The sequence below is a fragment of the Protofrankia symbiont of Coriaria ruscifolia genome, from assembly GCF_900634745.1.
GTDB classification, from domain to species: Bacteria; Actinomycetota; Actinomycetes; order Frankiales; family Frankiaceae; genus Protofrankia; species Protofrankia californiensis.
Window position 1 is genome coordinate 61,480 of record NZ_CAAAFR010000089.1, and the last position, 15,575, is coordinate 77,054.

Genomic DNA, 15,575 nt, shown 5'->3' on the forward strand with positions numbered 1-15,575 from the left:
GGAGTCGGCTGGTCGCCCCGCTGTTTCCAGACTGTCGGTTGCCTGCCGTACGATCGCGAACTGTGGCTGACAAACCCGCGGTACTCGCGCATGGCCTGCACAAGCGCTTCGGTGCGAGCGTCGCGCTCGTCGGTCTTGATCTCAGCGTAGCAACCGGGACCGTGCATGCGGTCCTCGGTCCGAACGGCGCGGGCAAGACAACTGCCGTGAGAATTCTCACCACTTTGTTGCGCGCCGATTCCGGACATGCCGAAGTCCTGGGTCTTGACGTCAGCCGGCACGCGGACGAGCTGCGGTCACGAATCGGGCTCACCGGTCAGTACGCCGCCGTCGACGAACGGCTCACCGGCCAGGAGAACCTGGAGATGTTCGGCCGGCTCTACCGGCTGTCGGTCGTTTCGGCACGGACCCGCGCCGAAACCCTGCTGGAACGCTTCGACCTCACCGATGCCGCCCGTCGTCAGGCCGGCACCTATTCCGGTGGTATGCGCCGGCGCCTCGACCTGGCCGCCAGTCTGATTCTCGCGCCGCCCATGCTGTTTCTCGACGAACCCACGACCGGGCTCGACCCGCGCAGCCGGATCCGGATGTGGGAAGTCATCGAGGACCTCGTTCGGGAGGGCACAACCGTCCTGCTGACGACGCAGTATCTGGAGGAGGCCGATCAGCTGGCCCGGCGCATCTCGGTGATCGACGGTGGCCGGGTCATCGCCGAGGGCACCGCCGACGACCTGAAATCGCAGGTGGGTGGGGACCGCCTCGACATCGTGATCGCTCGTGGTGGGGATGTCGACGCCGCGCGTGGTGTGCTGGCGCGTTTCGCCTCCGGCGAGGTGACGGTCGACGTCAACCAGCGGCGTCTGAGCGCACCGATGAACCGCGGTGCCGGCGTGCTGCCGGATCTGATCCGCGGTGTCGACGAGGTGGGCGTGACTCTCGAGGACATCGCGTTGCATCGGCCCACCCTCGACGACGTCTTCCTGGCACTCACCGGCCATCACGCGCGGGACGAAGCCGTGCCCGCGAACCCGGACGAGACCACCGCCGAGGAGCTGGTGACAACGTGAGCACTATCAGCGGCAGCGCTGCCGCCGTTGCGGTACGGCCACTCGAGGGCCGCAGCCGGGTTGTCTGGTCGCTGCTGGACGCCTGGGTCATCTGCCGGCGCAACCTGATCCAGGTCCGGCGGGTACCCGAACTGCTGGTGTTCTCCACGATCCAGCCGGTGATGTTCGTATTGCTGTTCGTCTACGTGTTCGGCGGCGCAATCAACGTCGGACCCGGGGTGGACTACGTGGACTTCCTGATGCCCGGGATCTTCATCCAGACGGTGATCTTCGGCAGCATGATGACGGGTGTGGGTCTGGCCGAGGACCGCCACCGCGGCCTGATCGACCGGTTCCGCTCGCTACCGATGTCGCGGGGCGCGCTGCTGGCCGGTCGGACCCTGTCGGACCTGGTACGCAACGCGTTCGTAGTTGTGATCATGTTGCTGGTCGGGATCGCGGTCGGCTTCCGTTTCGGCGACACGACCGTGATCGCGGCGTTGGTCGGATTCGCGCTCGTGCTGCTGTTCGCCTATGCCTTCTCCTGGGTGTCGGCGGTGATCGGACTGTCGGTGCACAACGCGGAGGCGGCGCAGTCGGCCGGGTTCATCTGGGTCTTCCCGCTGACCTTCGCCAGCTCCGCGTTCGTTCCGGTCAGCTCGATGCCGGGCTGGTTGCAGGCCTTCGCCGAGCATCAGCCGATCACCGTGACGATCGATGCGACACGGGCGCTGTTCCTCGGTGGTCCGGTCGCCTCCACACTGACCCAGTCGTTGGCGTGGTGTGTCGGGTTGCTTGCGGTCTTCGTGCCGTGGTGCATCAGCGCCTACCGGCGGTCCACCGGCAGCTGACCCGCCGGCTGGCGTCACCTGCTTGGTCAATTGGTCGACCAGCCAGGCAGGTGGTCACGGCAGATGGTCACGGCAGATGCTGGACCGAACATACTTGGTCCGGGGACGATGCACGGATGCCCCCGTCCGGTAGCGTCACATCCGCGGAAACCATCGGAGTCAGGGAAAACCCCGCCTTGACCGGATCTTGTCGTTAGGTTGGTGCTCCGTCGTGGCATCAGTTTGATCGCGGGGAGGTCGCGGTGTCGGGCACTCGGCGGGTCCGGACACTCGTCACCGGCATCCAGATGTGCCTGGGCGAGGCGCTGAGCCTTGCCGATCAACTGGACGCGTTGGCCGACCAGGTCGAGCTGCCCGGCTCGCCAGGGTCGGCGCCTGCGGGCCGGGTCCGCCCGCCTGGCCGGCGTGACCTTTCCGAGGACGCTTGGCATGCCGTTCCCGGCACCGCCGACGAGCAGCTACCGGCCGCGATCGGCATGGCCGCCGCGATCGCCCGTGAGCAGGCGCCGGACCTTGCCGGAGCACCCTGGCCGTCACCGTTGTGGACGTCACTGGGACGGGCCGGCCGCGCGCTGTCGCAGGCCCGCATCCTCGAGTCACCGCAGGGCCGGGACCGTCCGCGTCCGCGGACAGCGGCCGAGCGTCCCTACCGGCCGGGGCTGTGGCGGGTGGGCAGGGTGTTTGTCCCGCCGCTGCTGCCCGGCGGGGACGCCGCCGAGATGCCACTGGCCGTCAGCCTTCTCGACGGGAGCAACCTGCGGGTCGTGGTGGATCGTGATCGCCGGGCCGAGGGTGTCGGTGTTGTGCGTGGCCTGCTCACCCGCGTTCTCGCGGCAGCGCCGCCAGGATCGGTCCGGGTCACCGTGTACGACCCCTACGAGCTGGGCGCCGGGCTCGCCGGCTTCGCTCCGCTGCGGGCTGCCGGTGTGGTAAGCCCCACCCTGACCACCCGGACCCGGCTGGAGGGCGTCCTGGGGGAGCTGTCCGCGGACGTCGGTCGCATCACCGTCGACCGGCTGGGCGGACGGTTCGCCTCCCTGCGGGAACGGGAGGCTGCCGGTCTGCCCCGGGCCGAGCCGTGGCGGCTGCTGGTGCTGCTGGCCTGGCCGTCGCTTGCCGACGACGCCGCGCGGGCGCTGGAGGCGATCACCGCGCAGGGTCCGGCGTGCGGAGTACACGTGATCGCGTTGCTGGAGGAGGGCGGTACGGTCGCCGTCGCCCGGGCGGGGCACGACACGCTGACCAACGCCGAGACCCTGCGCGCAACCGGATCCGCCGGGGATTCCACCGGGATGGATCTTCCCGCTGGTGCCCGGGGTATTCCCGGAGGCGGTCCGGCTTCCGCAGGCATTCCGGCGACCTGGCGCTGTTCGCTGTCCGGGCCGCTGGAATGCGAACTGGACGACCCGCCACCGCCTGAGCTGGTGGCCGCGGTCGCCGAGTCCGTCGCCGCCGCGACGGCCGTCGAAGCCGCTCGGCCACCGGACGCCCGGGCGCTCCTTCCCGACACGTTGTGGAGTTTCGACGCGGCCGGCGGTCTAAGTGTTCCGGTGGCGTTCGGACCGGACGGCCCGGTGACTCTTCGTTTCGACGACGACACCGTCCATGCGCTCGTGGGCGGGCAGGCGGGTTCGGGCAAGTCGACGTTGCTGCTCGACGTGGTGTACGGGCTGGCTGCCCGCTACGCCCCGGACCAGTTGCGCTTCCACCTGCTCGACTTCAAGGAGGGCCTGGAGTTCGCCCAGTTCGCCCCCCGCGGTGACGACCCGTTCGTCCTGCCGCACGCGGACACCATCGGGATGGACAGCGACCGGGAGTTCGGCGTCGCCGTGCTGCGCCATGTCCGCGCCCAGATGCAGCGTCGTGCCCTGGCCATGCGTGCCGTCGGAGCCCGGGACCTGCGTGGGCTGCGGGTCGCGCGGGGCAACGCCGGATGGCCGCGGATCATGGTGGTGATCGACGAGTTCCAGGTGATGCTCACCCCGCTCGACGCGGTGTCGCGGGAGGCGGTCTCACACCTGGAGGTGCTTGCCCGCCAGGGGCGCGCCTACGGCATCCATCTGCTGCTGGCCAGCCAGACGCTGTCGGGGATCGACGCCCTGGACGCCACCGCCGGCAAGCGTGGTTCGATCTTCGGTCAGTTCGCCCTGCGGATCGCGCTGCGCACCTCGATCTCGGAGTCCCGGGTGTTGCTGTCGACCACCAACGAGGCGGCGGGAGCGCTTGCGGGCGTGGGGGAGGCCATCGTCAACCGGCGTAACGGCCATCCGGCCGGCAACGAACTCGTACGGGTGGCCTATCCCGACTCGGCTGTGCTCGCGACGCTGCGCGCGAGCCTTGCGCGGGCGAGCGCAGCCGGCGTGCCGGGCATGGGAGCACCCCGGGTCTTCGTCGGCCACGCACCGGCGGTCCTGGACGACAATCGGCTCTACCGGTCGCTTGCGGGCACGCCCATCCCGGTCGAGCATGCCGAGCGCGATGGCGGGGGCGGCATCGAGGCCGGCACCGCCGACGTGGGAGCCATCGAGGCCGGCGCGGCCGACGACGGCACCGCGGTCGGCGAGGACACCGGCGCGGTGGCCGAGCCGCTGGCGCTGGTGGGGGTTCCCCTCGACCTGCATCCGGCTGCTGTGGGCGTGCGGCTGTCCCCACTGCCAGGACGTAACCTCGCGGTGCTCGGACCACTGCGTCGGGAGGCGGTCGGAGCGCTGCAGGCGGCCGTGGTGAGCATCGCCGGCCAGGCCGCGCCGGGCGGCGTGCAGGTCGACATCGTCGCGGTCACCGCTGAGACCACCCAGGCGGCCGATGTGCTCGCCGAACGGGTCCGTGCCTTCGGGCAGCCTGCCCAGGTCCATCCGCCGGCAGCGCTGCGCCGGGTGCTGCGGGAGACCAGTGACGAGGTACGGATGCGGGAGGAGTCCTCCCTGGCCGTCGCGACCGGCGAGCCGGTGTCCGGCGATCGGCTGCCCGGTGACCGGGCAGCCGGCGGGCCCATGCGGCTGCTCGTCCTGTTCGCCGCCGACGCGGGACGGGCCGTCCTGGAGGCCAAGGAGCAGCCTGCCCGCCGCTCGGGTCTGGACGATCTGCGTTTCGTGACCCGCCGGGGCCCTGGCCAGCGGGTGCACCTGCTGGGCTGGTGGCGCGGTCCGGGCCGGTTGCTCGACGATCTCGGCCCGATGCACCGCGACGACGTGGGGGCGTGGGTCGCGGTCGGCGTGCCCGCGGGTGATCTGTTCAGCCTCGCGGGCAACCGGTCGGTCACCGCCGGGACGAGCCCGAACCGGGCGGTCCTGTTCGACCGGCACGGGCATGCGGAGGCACGCACGATCGTCCCGTTCTCGCCGCTGCGTGGGCAGCCCGGGGCTTCCGGATCGCTGGGGGGCCAACGGCGGAGCGATCATGTTTTTTCCGCGCCCGGGGTCCGGGGGGACACCGCGGGTATCCGTCCTGTGGATCACTGGAAAGGGCTGCCGGGGTGACCGGGCCGGCTGGACGAGTCGACGACAACGGCGCCGGCAGCCGTCCCACACCGCCGGTCGCCGGGGTGGCGATCGAGTCCGGAATCGGTGCGTCCGCAACCCACGAGGCGAGAATCATGGTTGACGTGCCCGACCAGCCGGGTGGATCCCTCGCTGTACCGGATACTGATCCACAGCGTCGGGTCGATGCCCTGCACGACCCCGATCTCGACGACCCGCTGATCGCGGCTGTGCGTTATCGGACGTTGCTCGCAGAGCTCAACCAGGCCAGGAGCAAGGTGGCGGACCGGGTGCTCGCCGGCCAGGAGCGGCGTGCCGCACTCGCGCGGGCGCACCGGGAATCGGCGGAGGCGATCCGTTCCAAGGTCGAAGAGGTCTGGCGGACGGTGGCCGAACCGCTCGCGCATCACGGGATCAGCAACCTCGATCAGCTCCGGCCGCCGCCGTCGGACCAGGCCGATCACAACGTACCCGCCGTCACCAGACCCGATCACGCCGTATTCGATCATGACATACCCGTCGTCGCCAGACCCGAGCGCGGTGGACGGCCGATCGCCCGAGCACAGCACCATCGCGGTGAGCCGGGCCGGACGCGGACGACCGGCGCCGCGCCGCAGCGGCGGACGCGTACCAGGCAGGCCCCGGCCGGGGCAGTCGCTTCCGGCGCTGGTGCGGCAGTCCCGTTCGAGCCGTCCGAGGCGCCGGGACGCGCCCACGAACTGTGCCTCACCGCGATGGGGCACGCCGCCGAGTTGCGAGCGGTCACGCGGGCCGGTTCGAGCGCCTCGACCGCGATCGTCATCGGCCTGGGCTGCCTGCTGGCGGCCGGCGGCGTGACCGTGTTGCGGGTGTTGCTCGGGGTCGAGGCGCTACCGTCCCTTACCGGCGCCGCCGTTGTCGCCGCCGTCTGCGTGACGGCTCTGACCGACGCGGGGCGGGCGGAGGTTGCCCGTGCGGCGCTGCTCGGGGCCGGTACGGCAGGCGCCGCGGTGTTGGCGACCGTGCGGGTCGCCTCCCTGGACCCGACCGACGTGATTGCTTCGCTCGCCGCGCTGGTGCTGGCGGTCCGGTTCGGGCTCGGGGTCGGTGCACCGCGACGTCCGCAGCGGAAGTGAACCGGCCACCGGGTGTCCAGGGCATGACCCCCCACGTGGGATACAAGAGTGGATTTGACGGAAGAAGGGCAGGACCTCCGTGACGAGCACCATCGCCGACGTCAAGTCCCAGCTTGGTGAGGCGTTCAGGCGTACCGACGAGGTCACCGGTCAGCTGGACGGCGCGCTGACCATGATCGAAGAAGCGCAGGCCATCGTTCTGGCGGCGACCGACGGCAGCGCGCACCGCGCTGTGGAGCAGTTGACCAGCGCCCTGGTGGAGACCCGGGAGCGCATCCAGGACTCGTTGGCGGCACTCGGGTCGGCGGTTCAGGAAGTTCGCGACTACAGCGACGGCCTGTAGATCGTCCACGGCCGACCGCCTCCGCACGGCCGGCCGGCCGTGGATTCCGGTGTCCGTGTCCATGTCCGTGGATTCCCTCGCCTGTGGATGGGCCTCGTCGTCCGCCGCAGGGCCGTTGAGGATCAGTTGGGGACCAACCGGACATACCCGGCCTGTGCATGGGTGAATGCCGGCAAGAGGTATATATTTTCCGTGAGCGGTTGCCCGCCGTCGGTTGTCGACGTGTCACAGGTGAAGGTTCGGGTAACAAGTCCGCATGTTCCCTGCAACCCGACGCATCCCTTAGCGGGCCTTACTAAAGTCCGAATCATCCAGAAAGACCGAAGGTGAAGCGATCATGTTTTCGTCGCGCAGTCGGAGGTCCGCAGGAACGTTAGCGCGTGGAAGTTCACGGGCCCGACGGCGATCCGGTGCCACTGCCATGTGCGACTAGAGGGCCAGGGATGGCGCGATCATGGTTTTTCCGCGCCACCGAGGCCCCTCCGTGGATCACTAAGGAGGCCCCACCACCGTGCCGGCTACCGCCATGCTCAACCTGCCGCTGGTACTGCTGTCCAACCGCGGCCCGGCGAGCTTCGACCGTGATGCTTCCGGACGCACCGTTACCCGTGGGGCGGGGGGGCTGGTGTCAGCCCTGTCCGGCCTTGCCGAACACCTTGACGACGCCGTCTGGGTGTGCGGGGCGTCGACCGAGGAGGACGCCGTGGTCGCCAGCGAAGCGCAGGGCGGTTCGATCCTCGTCCAGACCTCTCCATACCCCCATGTCGTCGAGGACGAACCCGACGGTCCCTCGATCCGGGTCCGGCTGGTCACCACCGACCCGGCTGCCTACGCGGACTTCTACAGCGTCTGGTCGAACCCGATCCTGTGGTTCGTCCAGCACGGGCTCTACGGCCGGGCGCTGTCGCCCGTCATCACCCAGGCCGAGCACGATGCGTTCGACAACGGCTACGCGGCGGTCAACCGCGTGTATGCGGACGCGGTCGTGGACGAGGTCCGCGCCCGCGGCGGCAAGGTACTGGTCCTGTTGCAGGACTATCACTTCTACCTGGTGGCCGAGCGGGTCCGCGAGCTGTGCCCGGACGTCGTGCTCACCCACTTCATACACATCCCATGGCCGAGCCCGGACGAGTGGCGGGTGCTGCCGGCCGGCATCCGCGAACGGCTGCTTCAGGGTCTGCTGGGCAGCGACGTCGTCGGATTCCACACCCGGCGCTACGCGCGTCACTTCGTCCTGTGCGCCCAGGAGCTGCTCGGCCTGGAGGTCGACCTGGACAACCTGCTGGTGCATGTCGGTGACCGGATTGTCCGGGCTCGCTACTACCCGATCTCCGTGGACACGGGCGCCCTGGAGGCGACGCTTGGTACCGAGGAGGTCGCCGGACACGTTGCCATGCTGCGTTACGGCTTCCTCGACGGGGACCGGCGGCTCATCCTGCGGGTGGACCGCACCGATCCGAGCAAGAACGTCGTGCGCGGATTCCTGGCCTTCGGCACGCTGCTCGACCAGCATCCGGAACTCGTCGGGAAGGTAAGCTTTCTTGCCCTGCTCCAGCCGAGCCGCACCGACGTGCCCGAGTACGCCGACTACATCGCGCTGATCGGTGCGGTGGTTGCGGAGATCAACGCCCGGCATACCAAGGACGGCCAGCAGCCCATCGACCTGCGGATGGTCGAGGACTTCGCGCTTGCCGTAGCCGCTTACTCGATCTGCGATGTGATCATGGTTAACGCCCTGGCGGACGGCATGAATCTCGTGACCAAGGAGGTTGCGGTGGTCAACCGCCGTGGCGGTGTGCTGGCTTTGTCGGAGACCGCCGGAGCCTACGAGGAGCTCGGGGAGTACGCGGTCGCGCTGCATCCCTTCGACGTTCAGCAGATGGCGGACGCCCTGTACGAGGCTCTGACCATGCCGCTGGAAGAGCGGCAACGGCGGCTGTCCGCGGCGGCCGAACAGGTACGCACGCACGACGTGGGGCGCTGGCTCAGCGACCAGTTGGACGACCTCTCCCAGCTCGCCGGCTACCTCTGACCGTCACGCCGCCGACGGGATTCTGCCGTGGTTCACGGGTAGTCTCAAACGGCGGTGGCAGTTACCGCTCAGTGCTCGGGGATATGGGCCCTCCGGCGGCGCGAAAGGATCATGATCGCGCTGCCTCCGGCCCTCTGGTTGGCTGGTTATTGATTGGATGGGGAGCGGACGTGGCGAGTTCCGGCGGTCACCACAAGGCGAACAAGGGTTCGTGGACCGCGGTTTTTCTGATCATTGCGGGGTTCACGATCGGTGTCTTCGCCCTCATCCTGGATTCGGTGCCCCTGTGGATCGGAACCGGCGTGGCCCTGATCGTTGGCATGATCACCGCTGTGACCTCCCGAATCATGGAACAGGCATACTGAGCCCCGATCGCGGGAAACATGATCATTCCTGCCCGGGTGGACCGGGCAGGCGTCGCCACGGCCCATGGTGATCCTGCAGCGCGCAGCAGCAGGACGCGCCTTCTTCCGTCGCTGTGACGACCGTCTCTTACCGGTCGCGTCAGTGACTGCTGGAGCCGGCCAGTGAGCGTGGGGTGACGAACGAGACCAGCCGGGTCGTGCTTGGCCCCAGTTCCGCCCAGCGGCCCACAGCCAGATCTTCCACGGCCAGTGCCGCGGTGGGGAACGTGGGCAGGCGTGAGCGCTCACCGAGCGGGAGCAGACCGGTGGCAAGGGCGTGGATACCCGGGTTGTGACCGACCAGCAGGACGGTGGGGACGCCGTCATCCAGTTCCCGGAGGCGGTCGAGCAGGTCCGACACGTCGGCGAGATAAAGCCGATCCTCGGTCAGCACAGGGACGGACACCGGGAGCGCCCCGGCAATCTGCTCGACGGTTTCGCGGGTCCTACGAGCGGAGGAGCACAGAACCAGATCGGGGGCGAGTCGATCGGCTGTCAGGTGTTCGGCGATGAGGCGACAGGAGGCCCGGCCGCGCGGTGACAGCGGGCGGTCGGCGTCCGGTGTGGCACCGTTGGCCCAGTCGGACTTGCCGTGACGCAGCAGCAACAGGCGACGTGGTGGCCTCACCGGGCGACCTGGGGGAGAGCAGCAGACACCCGGACGCCGCGATCGGGCGCGGGACGAGGCGACACGCAACTCCTCCTCGGACGGCGACGACACGCAGCCTGCCCATCTCGGACCGGGGCGTCAATGGTTCTTTTCTACGCCCGCCGCGGGCTGCCTGCCTCATCCGGTGGCGCCTCACCGGCATGGGAAGCCTCACTCACCCGCGTGGGAAGTCCCATCCGGGGTGCTGTGCCGGCCATCGGTGTGCCGGCCACGGCGCCGGGCGAGGCGTCCGCTCACATCAGGAGCGGTGCCTCACCCGAGGTGATTGCAGGTCTCCGAGGGCAGAGCCGACAGGATCAACCGGTTGCGTACGTGGAAAGCAGGAGGCGATCAGCAAAGGCTAGAGCGTCGTCCGGGCTGAGCCGGCGGCGGTGAACCATGGAATTCCGCTCGTCCGAAGTAAGACCACCCCACACGCCGTGTTCCTCCTGGCGAAATAAGGCGGTGGCAAGACAAGCCCGCCGCACGGGGCAACCCGCGCATACTTTCCGCGCCCGGCTTTCCGCCGCCGCCCGCGCCTTGGTGTTACGTCCGTCCGGAGGAAAGAACGCATCGGGATCCCCGTCCCGGCAGGCGGCTTCCTGACGCCAGTATGCGGGCCATCCAGCGCCGTAGGGCTGCGGCGGGAGGTCGCGTCCGGGCAGGACCGGTACTCCGGCGCTCATGAGGTTCTGCCGATTCTGCCGGTATCGGCGCACAATCCGGATCGATGATCGAAAACGGTCGCACTACCTGTGGGCAGCGACCGCAGGTGACTCAGCATGCTGTCTCCTGGAGGACGTCACATGTGGCGGACATAACAATGAGGAGCGTCGAGTGGATGTGTTCCAAAGCACATCGGCTCCTCTGGCTTGCGTGGGACCACACCTGTTGGGGAGGGACGGAGGCAGGGTTGTCCGGCATGAATTACGCACGCCGCGGACACCTTCTTCGTCGGAAACGAACCCGTCTCGTCTCGTTAACCGAGGAACGTAGACGGCTCTCGACGGGATAGCAAGGGTTTCGGAACGCTCGCGTCCGCGGCTTGTGTAACAAATCCGGTCCCGCCCTCGCCGGCCGGCTTGTCGCTAGGAGACCGAAGCGTTGAGTGCACGTACTACCACCCGTAGTAGATGCCCGGTATGTACCAAACCGGGCATCCCGGGTCTCTCCGTGTCAACGGGGGGTCGGGTACGGTGTCCCCGGCGATCGCAAGGGTGAGTAGAATCACAGCGATGATCGCCGGAGGTGTAGAGTCTGCGGCCGGAGGGCCAAAGGCAGCGCGATCATGTTTTCTTACGCTGCCGGAGGCCCAGGTCCTTCGGTCTCAGACTCTTCCGATGCGATAGTCGTCCGTCCAGATCTCCTGGTACTGGACGTAGGTGCCGGGATGGCGCGAAACGATCATCTGTCCGTTCCCGGCGTACAGGCCGTCGTGGTATGCCTGCCCCTCGGCGTCGAGAAAGAAGATCACATCTCCCGGATGGGCGTCGGCGCGGCTGACCGGCCGCAACGCGGCGAACTGGTTGTAGGTCGTACGGGGGATCGAAACGCCGATCTGAGCGTACGCGTACTGGATCAGACCGGAGCAGTCGAAGGCATCCGGTCCCGAGCCGCCGTAAAGGTAGGGTTTGCCGATCTGCTGCTCGGCGATCGAAATCGCCGCCGCTGCGACCGAGGCGGACGCCTCGCCGGGAGCCGGTGCCTGCGACGCTGACGTGCCGAAGAGCGCATCCCAGGTCAGCGGGCCGACCACGGCATCGACGACCAGACCGGCACCGGCCTGGAAGCTGCGGACACCGCTCTCGGTCTGCGGGCCGAAATCCCCGTCGGCGGAGATCCCCAGCTGGTTCTGGACCTGCGCCACCGCGTCGCCCTGGCTGCCCAGGCTCAGCAGCTCGCCGGAGAACTCCTGCCCGACCGGTTGGATCGTTGCGGACGCCTGCGCCGTCGAGGTGTCCAGGATCGCGCTGGTCACGACAGGTGTGGAACTTGCGGGGGTCGCCGCGGCTTCGTTTGCCCTGGCCGGCTGAGGCGTCAGGGCCACCGCAACGGCGACAGCACAGGAAACTGCAGTGATCGTGGGTGAGACCGTACGGCTCGAGATGGACATGCCATCGCCCCTCTGCCGCCGTTCCGGGCAGGTGAGACCCGGGCCCCGTCCGCGCGTGTGGCCGACACGGGGATGCGGACGGGCTTCGGCGGTCACCCCCGTTACTCACCGTGATAGTGAGCACCCTTACGCTAAGAGATTGTCCAAGAACTTTCAGTAATGTTAGTTACTGAAGGTGACGATCTTTGTCACTGAAAGCGATCGTCGGAAGGCCGCACCGCTCCCACGCGCGGAAGCCGCCGACAACGTCAGTGGCGTGGCGCAGGCCGAGATCCTGAAGGGAGGCGGCCGCGAGGCTGGAGGTGTACCCCTCCGAGCACACGATGACGACCTTGATGTCGTCGCCGGTGACCTGGGGGAGGCGCGCGTCGCAGGTGGGATCCATCCGCCATTCCAGGACGTTGCGTTCGATGATCAGTGCGCCGGGGATCTCGCCCTCGGTGCTGCGCTGGGCCGCGGGACGGATGTCGACCAGGAGCGCCCCGACTGCCGCTGCCGCGGCCGCCGCGTGCGGGTCGAGACGGTCGAGGCGGGCGCGGGCACGGGCGAGCACCGCATCGATACGGCTGCTCATGGCCGTCCTCCGTTCACAGCGACAGCTCCTGCTCCGCCTCCGACACCTCCGACCGTGCCGCCGTCGATCATGTTGCCGCCGGCGGTGACGGTCCCGACCGGGTCGCCTCCGATCAGATTGTCGATCATGAAGTCGTCGACTGTCTGATCGACGGCGTCCGGTGCGTATCGCATCGGCACTTCCGGAGGAGAGTATGCATGGATGGTCGTGGCCGGCTCGATCCCCGGATTCCCTACCTTGTGGATGTGGCTCCGGCCGAACGTGGCCGATGTTCCCTGCTCATGATGCCTAGACCCGCGTGGTCGCCAGTCCTGGTTGCAAATGATCTCCCTGACACGGCCCTGGGCGACGGTCAGTGCGCCGAGCGCGCCACCATGATCATGCGTGCGGGTGTACTGACCCGGGCACCAGCTGATCAGCCACACCTCGACCGATCCGGACAGCACGAGACGGGTGTACCAGCGGTTGACCGGGTCATGGCGCACGATCGCCGTCCATATCTCGGCCGCGGCGCTCAGGGATCGGGTCAACTCGTCCAGAATATGCGGTGCCACTGTTTCGTTTTCGTCCTGAAGAAGAAAATCGGGTACCAAGGTGGTGCCCGCAAGTCGTGGATGAATGAGTGGCATGGCTGGCTCCATGTCGGTACGGGCCGCAGGCAGGGACCATGTCTTTTCGCGCCGCCGCGGGTCGTAGGAGGTCGTCGGGCCCAAGGTGATGCGATTACACCCTTCCGACACTCCCGGTGGATCTGACGCTCCCGGTGGAAAAGCGGCCGGCGCAACGGACGAGCTCACCCGATGCGCCGTCAAACGCGTGGCGGGATCAGGCGGGCGGTCAGACAGGTAGAGATATAGGTAGGCGGGCGGCACAAGGCGTGGCCGGTGAGGTGATACCGCCGGAACCGATGTTGTGGTGCCGGCCGGTGGTTGTCAGCGCACCATGTGCAGGCCACACCTGCCGGTACACGCCGCGCTGGTCACAAGAGCGAGGTCGGTCACTCGGTCGCTGTGCAGCAGAAAACGGCGGGATGCCATGCTCGGAACTGTACAACTGATCCGACACCCAAATCCCCGTTTACCCAGGGTGGTACCTCGCGCGCGATGGTCGCCGCCGTTCCCGACACCGTCCTGGCCGGCCGCTGCATACCCCGGGGGTTCCGGCGGTGGTTGCCTTTCGTGACGTATGATCGTTATACGGGTTCGGTGCTCTCCTTGCTGTGACGTACCACTCCTGGAGCACGGTGCCCGATGCCCGGGATGCCACCGGGTGTTCCTTGCCGAAACCCCGCTTACCGCTGATTGCTGCTGGAACGAGTGATCCGCAGGTGGCCGCCGTGGCCCCTGCGCTCCCGCGTGCGCCCTCACCGGGGCGTGCCCCGAGCACGACAGGTTCCCCTTTCTTGCAGACCCCGACCATGCCCCCGTTGCCCCCGCTGCGCCCGTTTTCCCTGTTGCCCTCATTTGCCCTGGTGCGCGGCTCCCGCCCGGCCTGGCTGTCACCGAGGACGGCCCGCACCGAGATTCTGGCCGGCCTGGTGGTGGCTCTTGCGCTGATCCCCGAGGCCATCTCCTTCTCCGTGATAGCAGGGGTCGACCCCGGTATCGCTCTGTCCACCTGCTTCACCATGGCCGTAGTGATCTCCGTCGCCGGCGGTCGTCCCGCAATGATCTCTGCTGCCACCGGCGCCGTCGCCTTGGTCGTCGCCCCGATCTCCCGTGAGCACGGCCTGGGCTATCTGATCGCCACCGTGATCCTCGGCGGGATCTGTCAGGTCGTCCTGGGAGTGCTCGGGGTGGCCAGGTTGATACGCTTCGTCCCCCGATCGGTAATGGTCGGTTTTGTCAACGCCCTAGCCATTTTGATTTTTTTCGCTCAGACGACCGAGCTACGAGGCGTCCCCTGGCCGGTCTATCCGCTGCTAGCTGGCGCGCTGGTGCTCCTGGTGAGCCTCCCGCGCCTCACCACGGCCATACCAGCGCCACTGGTGTCGATCGTGGTGTTGACCGTGTTCACCATCGGCACCGGCGTCACCGTGCCCACGGTCGGCGACAAGGGCGCGCTGCCTTCCTCCCTGCCCACCCCGGGTCTGCCCGATGTGCCCTTCACCTGGGACACCGTGTCCCTGATCGCCCCCTACGCGGTCGGCTTCGCCCTTGTGGGGCTGATGGAGTCGTTGATGACCGCCAAGTTCGTCGACGAGCTCACCGACACGCATTCCAACAAGACCCGCGAGTCGGTCGGCCAGGGCATCGCCAACATCGTCACAGGCTTCTTCGGTGGCATGGGGGGCTGTGCGATGATCGGTCAGACCATGGTCAACGTCAGGAGCGGGGCCCGTACCCGGCTGTCGACGTTCCTCGCCGGGGCGTTCCTGATGGTGCTGTGTGTCGTGTTCGGCCCCGTCGTCTCCGACATCCCGATGGCCGCTCTGGTGGCGGTGATGATCCTGGTCTCAGTCGCCACGTTCGACTGGCACAGTATCCGGCCCGCCACCCTCAGGCGCATGCCCCTGGGTGAGACCGCCGTGATGGCGGCCACCGTGGCCGTGGTGGTCGCCACCCACGATCTCGCCATCGGTGTCGTCGTCGGCACCCTCATCGCCATGGTCATCTTTGCCCGTCGCGTCGCCCATCTCGTCGAGGTCTCACCGGTCACCGATCCCGACGGCGGCAAGATCGTCTACGCTGTCACCGGCGAGTTGTTCTTCGCCTCCAGCAACGACCTCGTCCGGCAGTTCGACTATCCCAACGACCCTGACCATGTGGTCATCGACCTCACTGATGCCCACATCTGGGACGCCTCGTCCGTCGCGGCTCTGGACGCCGTCACGACGAAGTACACCGCCCGAGGCAAGAAGGTGGAAATCATCGGCCTTAACCGGCCCAGCGCCGAAATGCACGGCAACCTCTCAGGCACACTGACCGCGAACCCCTAGTGTCCTGCGCCGGAAGTTTCCACGATTAAAT

13 protein-coding genes are annotated in these 15,575 nt (G+C 68.1%); 8 read left to right on the top strand and 5 right to left on the bottom strand.

The window, feature by feature from the left end:
• Nucleotides 1-62 precede the first annotated feature (62 nt).
• The 7 genes from CV1CTNOD_RS11780 to CV1CTNOD_RS11810 all read left to right on the top strand — a co-directional run bounded on the left by CV1CTNOD_RS11780 (nt 63) and on the right by CV1CTNOD_RS11810 (nt 9,231).
• The gene (locus CV1CTNOD_RS11780; RefSeq protein WP_131786143.1) at nt 63-1,067 is read left to right on the top strand and encodes an ATP-binding cassette domain-containing protein; all 1,005 of its coding nucleotides are present in this window, start codon (nt 63-65) and stop codon (nt 1,065-1,067) included.
• The gene (locus CV1CTNOD_RS11785) at nt 1,064-1,897 is read left to right on the top strand and encodes an ABC transporter permease (RefSeq protein ID WP_131786144.1); all 834 of its coding nucleotides are present in this window, start codon (nt 1,064-1,066) and stop codon (nt 1,895-1,897) included. Before CV1CTNOD_RS11780 ends, CV1CTNOD_RS11785 begins: the two co-directional genes overlap by 4 nt.
• A gap of 242 nt (nt 1,898-2,139) precedes the next feature.
• Nucleotides 2,140-5,376 carry an FtsK/SpoIIIE domain-containing protein gene (locus CV1CTNOD_RS11790; RefSeq protein WP_131786145.1) on the top strand — a complete coding sequence of 1,079 codons (3,237 nt, stop codon included), beginning with the start codon at nt 2,140-2,142 and terminating at the stop codon, nt 5,374-5,376.
• The gene (locus CV1CTNOD_RS11795) at nt 5,373-6,491 is read left to right on the top strand and encodes a hypothetical protein (RefSeq protein ID WP_131786146.1); all 1,119 of its coding nucleotides are present in this window, start codon (nt 5,373-5,375) and stop codon (nt 6,489-6,491) included. Before CV1CTNOD_RS11790 ends, CV1CTNOD_RS11795 begins: the two co-directional genes overlap by 4 nt.
• A gap of 79 nt (nt 6,492-6,570) precedes the next feature.
• A complete protein-coding gene (locus tag CV1CTNOD_RS11800) occupies nt 6,571-6,834 on the top strand; it encodes a hypothetical protein (RefSeq protein WP_131766813.1) in 264 nt (87 codons plus the stop codon).
• Between the two features lie 526 nt (nt 6,835-7,360).
• Nucleotides 7,361-8,866, top strand: a complete 1,506-nt coding sequence (locus CV1CTNOD_RS11805; protein WP_131786160.1) for an alpha,alpha-trehalose-phosphate synthase (UDP-forming) — start codon at nt 7,361-7,363, stop codon at nt 8,864-8,866.
• A 170-nt stretch (nt 8,867-9,036) separates the two neighbouring features.
• A complete protein-coding gene (locus CV1CTNOD_RS11810) occupies nt 9,037-9,231 on the top strand; it encodes a hypothetical protein (RefSeq protein ID WP_131786147.1) in 195 nt (64 codons plus the stop codon).
• A gap of 139 nt (nt 9,232-9,370) precedes the next feature.
• On the opposite strand, the gene CV1CTNOD_RS11815 is transcribed toward CV1CTNOD_RS11810, so the two are convergent.
• The 5 genes from CV1CTNOD_RS11815 to CV1CTNOD_RS11835 all read right to left on the bottom strand — a co-directional run bounded on the left by CV1CTNOD_RS11815 (nt 9,371) and on the right by CV1CTNOD_RS11835 (nt 13,160).
• Nucleotides 9,371-9,898 (bottom strand): SixA phosphatase family protein, encoded by a 528-nt coding sequence (locus CV1CTNOD_RS11815; RefSeq protein ID WP_131786148.1) that lies wholly within the window; start codon nt 9,896-9,898, stop codon nt 9,371-9,373.
• Nucleotides 9,899-10,236: 338 nt separating this feature from the next.
• Nucleotides 10,237-10,605, bottom strand: coding sequence for a WhiB family transcriptional regulator (locus CV1CTNOD_RS11820; protein WP_131786149.1), 369 nt, complete (start codon nt 10,603-10,605; stop codon nt 10,237-10,239).
• 641 nt (nt 10,606-11,246) lie between these two features.
• A complete protein-coding gene (locus tag CV1CTNOD_RS11825; RefSeq protein WP_165485457.1) occupies nt 11,247-11,897 on the bottom strand; it encodes a C40 family peptidase in 651 nt (216 codons plus the stop codon).
• 301 nt (nt 11,898-12,198) lie between these two features.
• On the bottom strand, nt 12,199-12,606 hold the full coding sequence (locus CV1CTNOD_RS11830) for a rhodanese-like domain-containing protein (RefSeq protein WP_131786151.1): 408 nt from the start codon (nt 12,604-12,606) through the stop codon (nt 12,199-12,201).
• On the bottom strand, nt 12,603-13,160 hold the full coding sequence (locus CV1CTNOD_RS11835) for a cysteine dioxygenase (RefSeq protein WP_242606613.1): 558 nt from the start codon (nt 13,158-13,160) through the stop codon (nt 12,603-12,605). Before CV1CTNOD_RS11835 ends, CV1CTNOD_RS11830 begins: the two co-directional genes overlap by 4 nt.
• Before the next feature lie 863 nt (nt 13,161-14,023).
• On the opposite strand from CV1CTNOD_RS11835, the gene CV1CTNOD_RS11840 reads away from it, so the two are divergent.
• Nucleotides 14,024-15,544 carry a SulP family inorganic anion transporter gene (locus CV1CTNOD_RS11840; RefSeq protein WP_131786162.1) on the top strand — a complete coding sequence of 507 codons (1,521 nt, stop codon included), beginning with the start codon at nt 14,024-14,026 and terminating at the stop codon, nt 15,542-15,544.
• Nucleotides 15,545-15,575 lie beyond the last annotated feature (31 nt).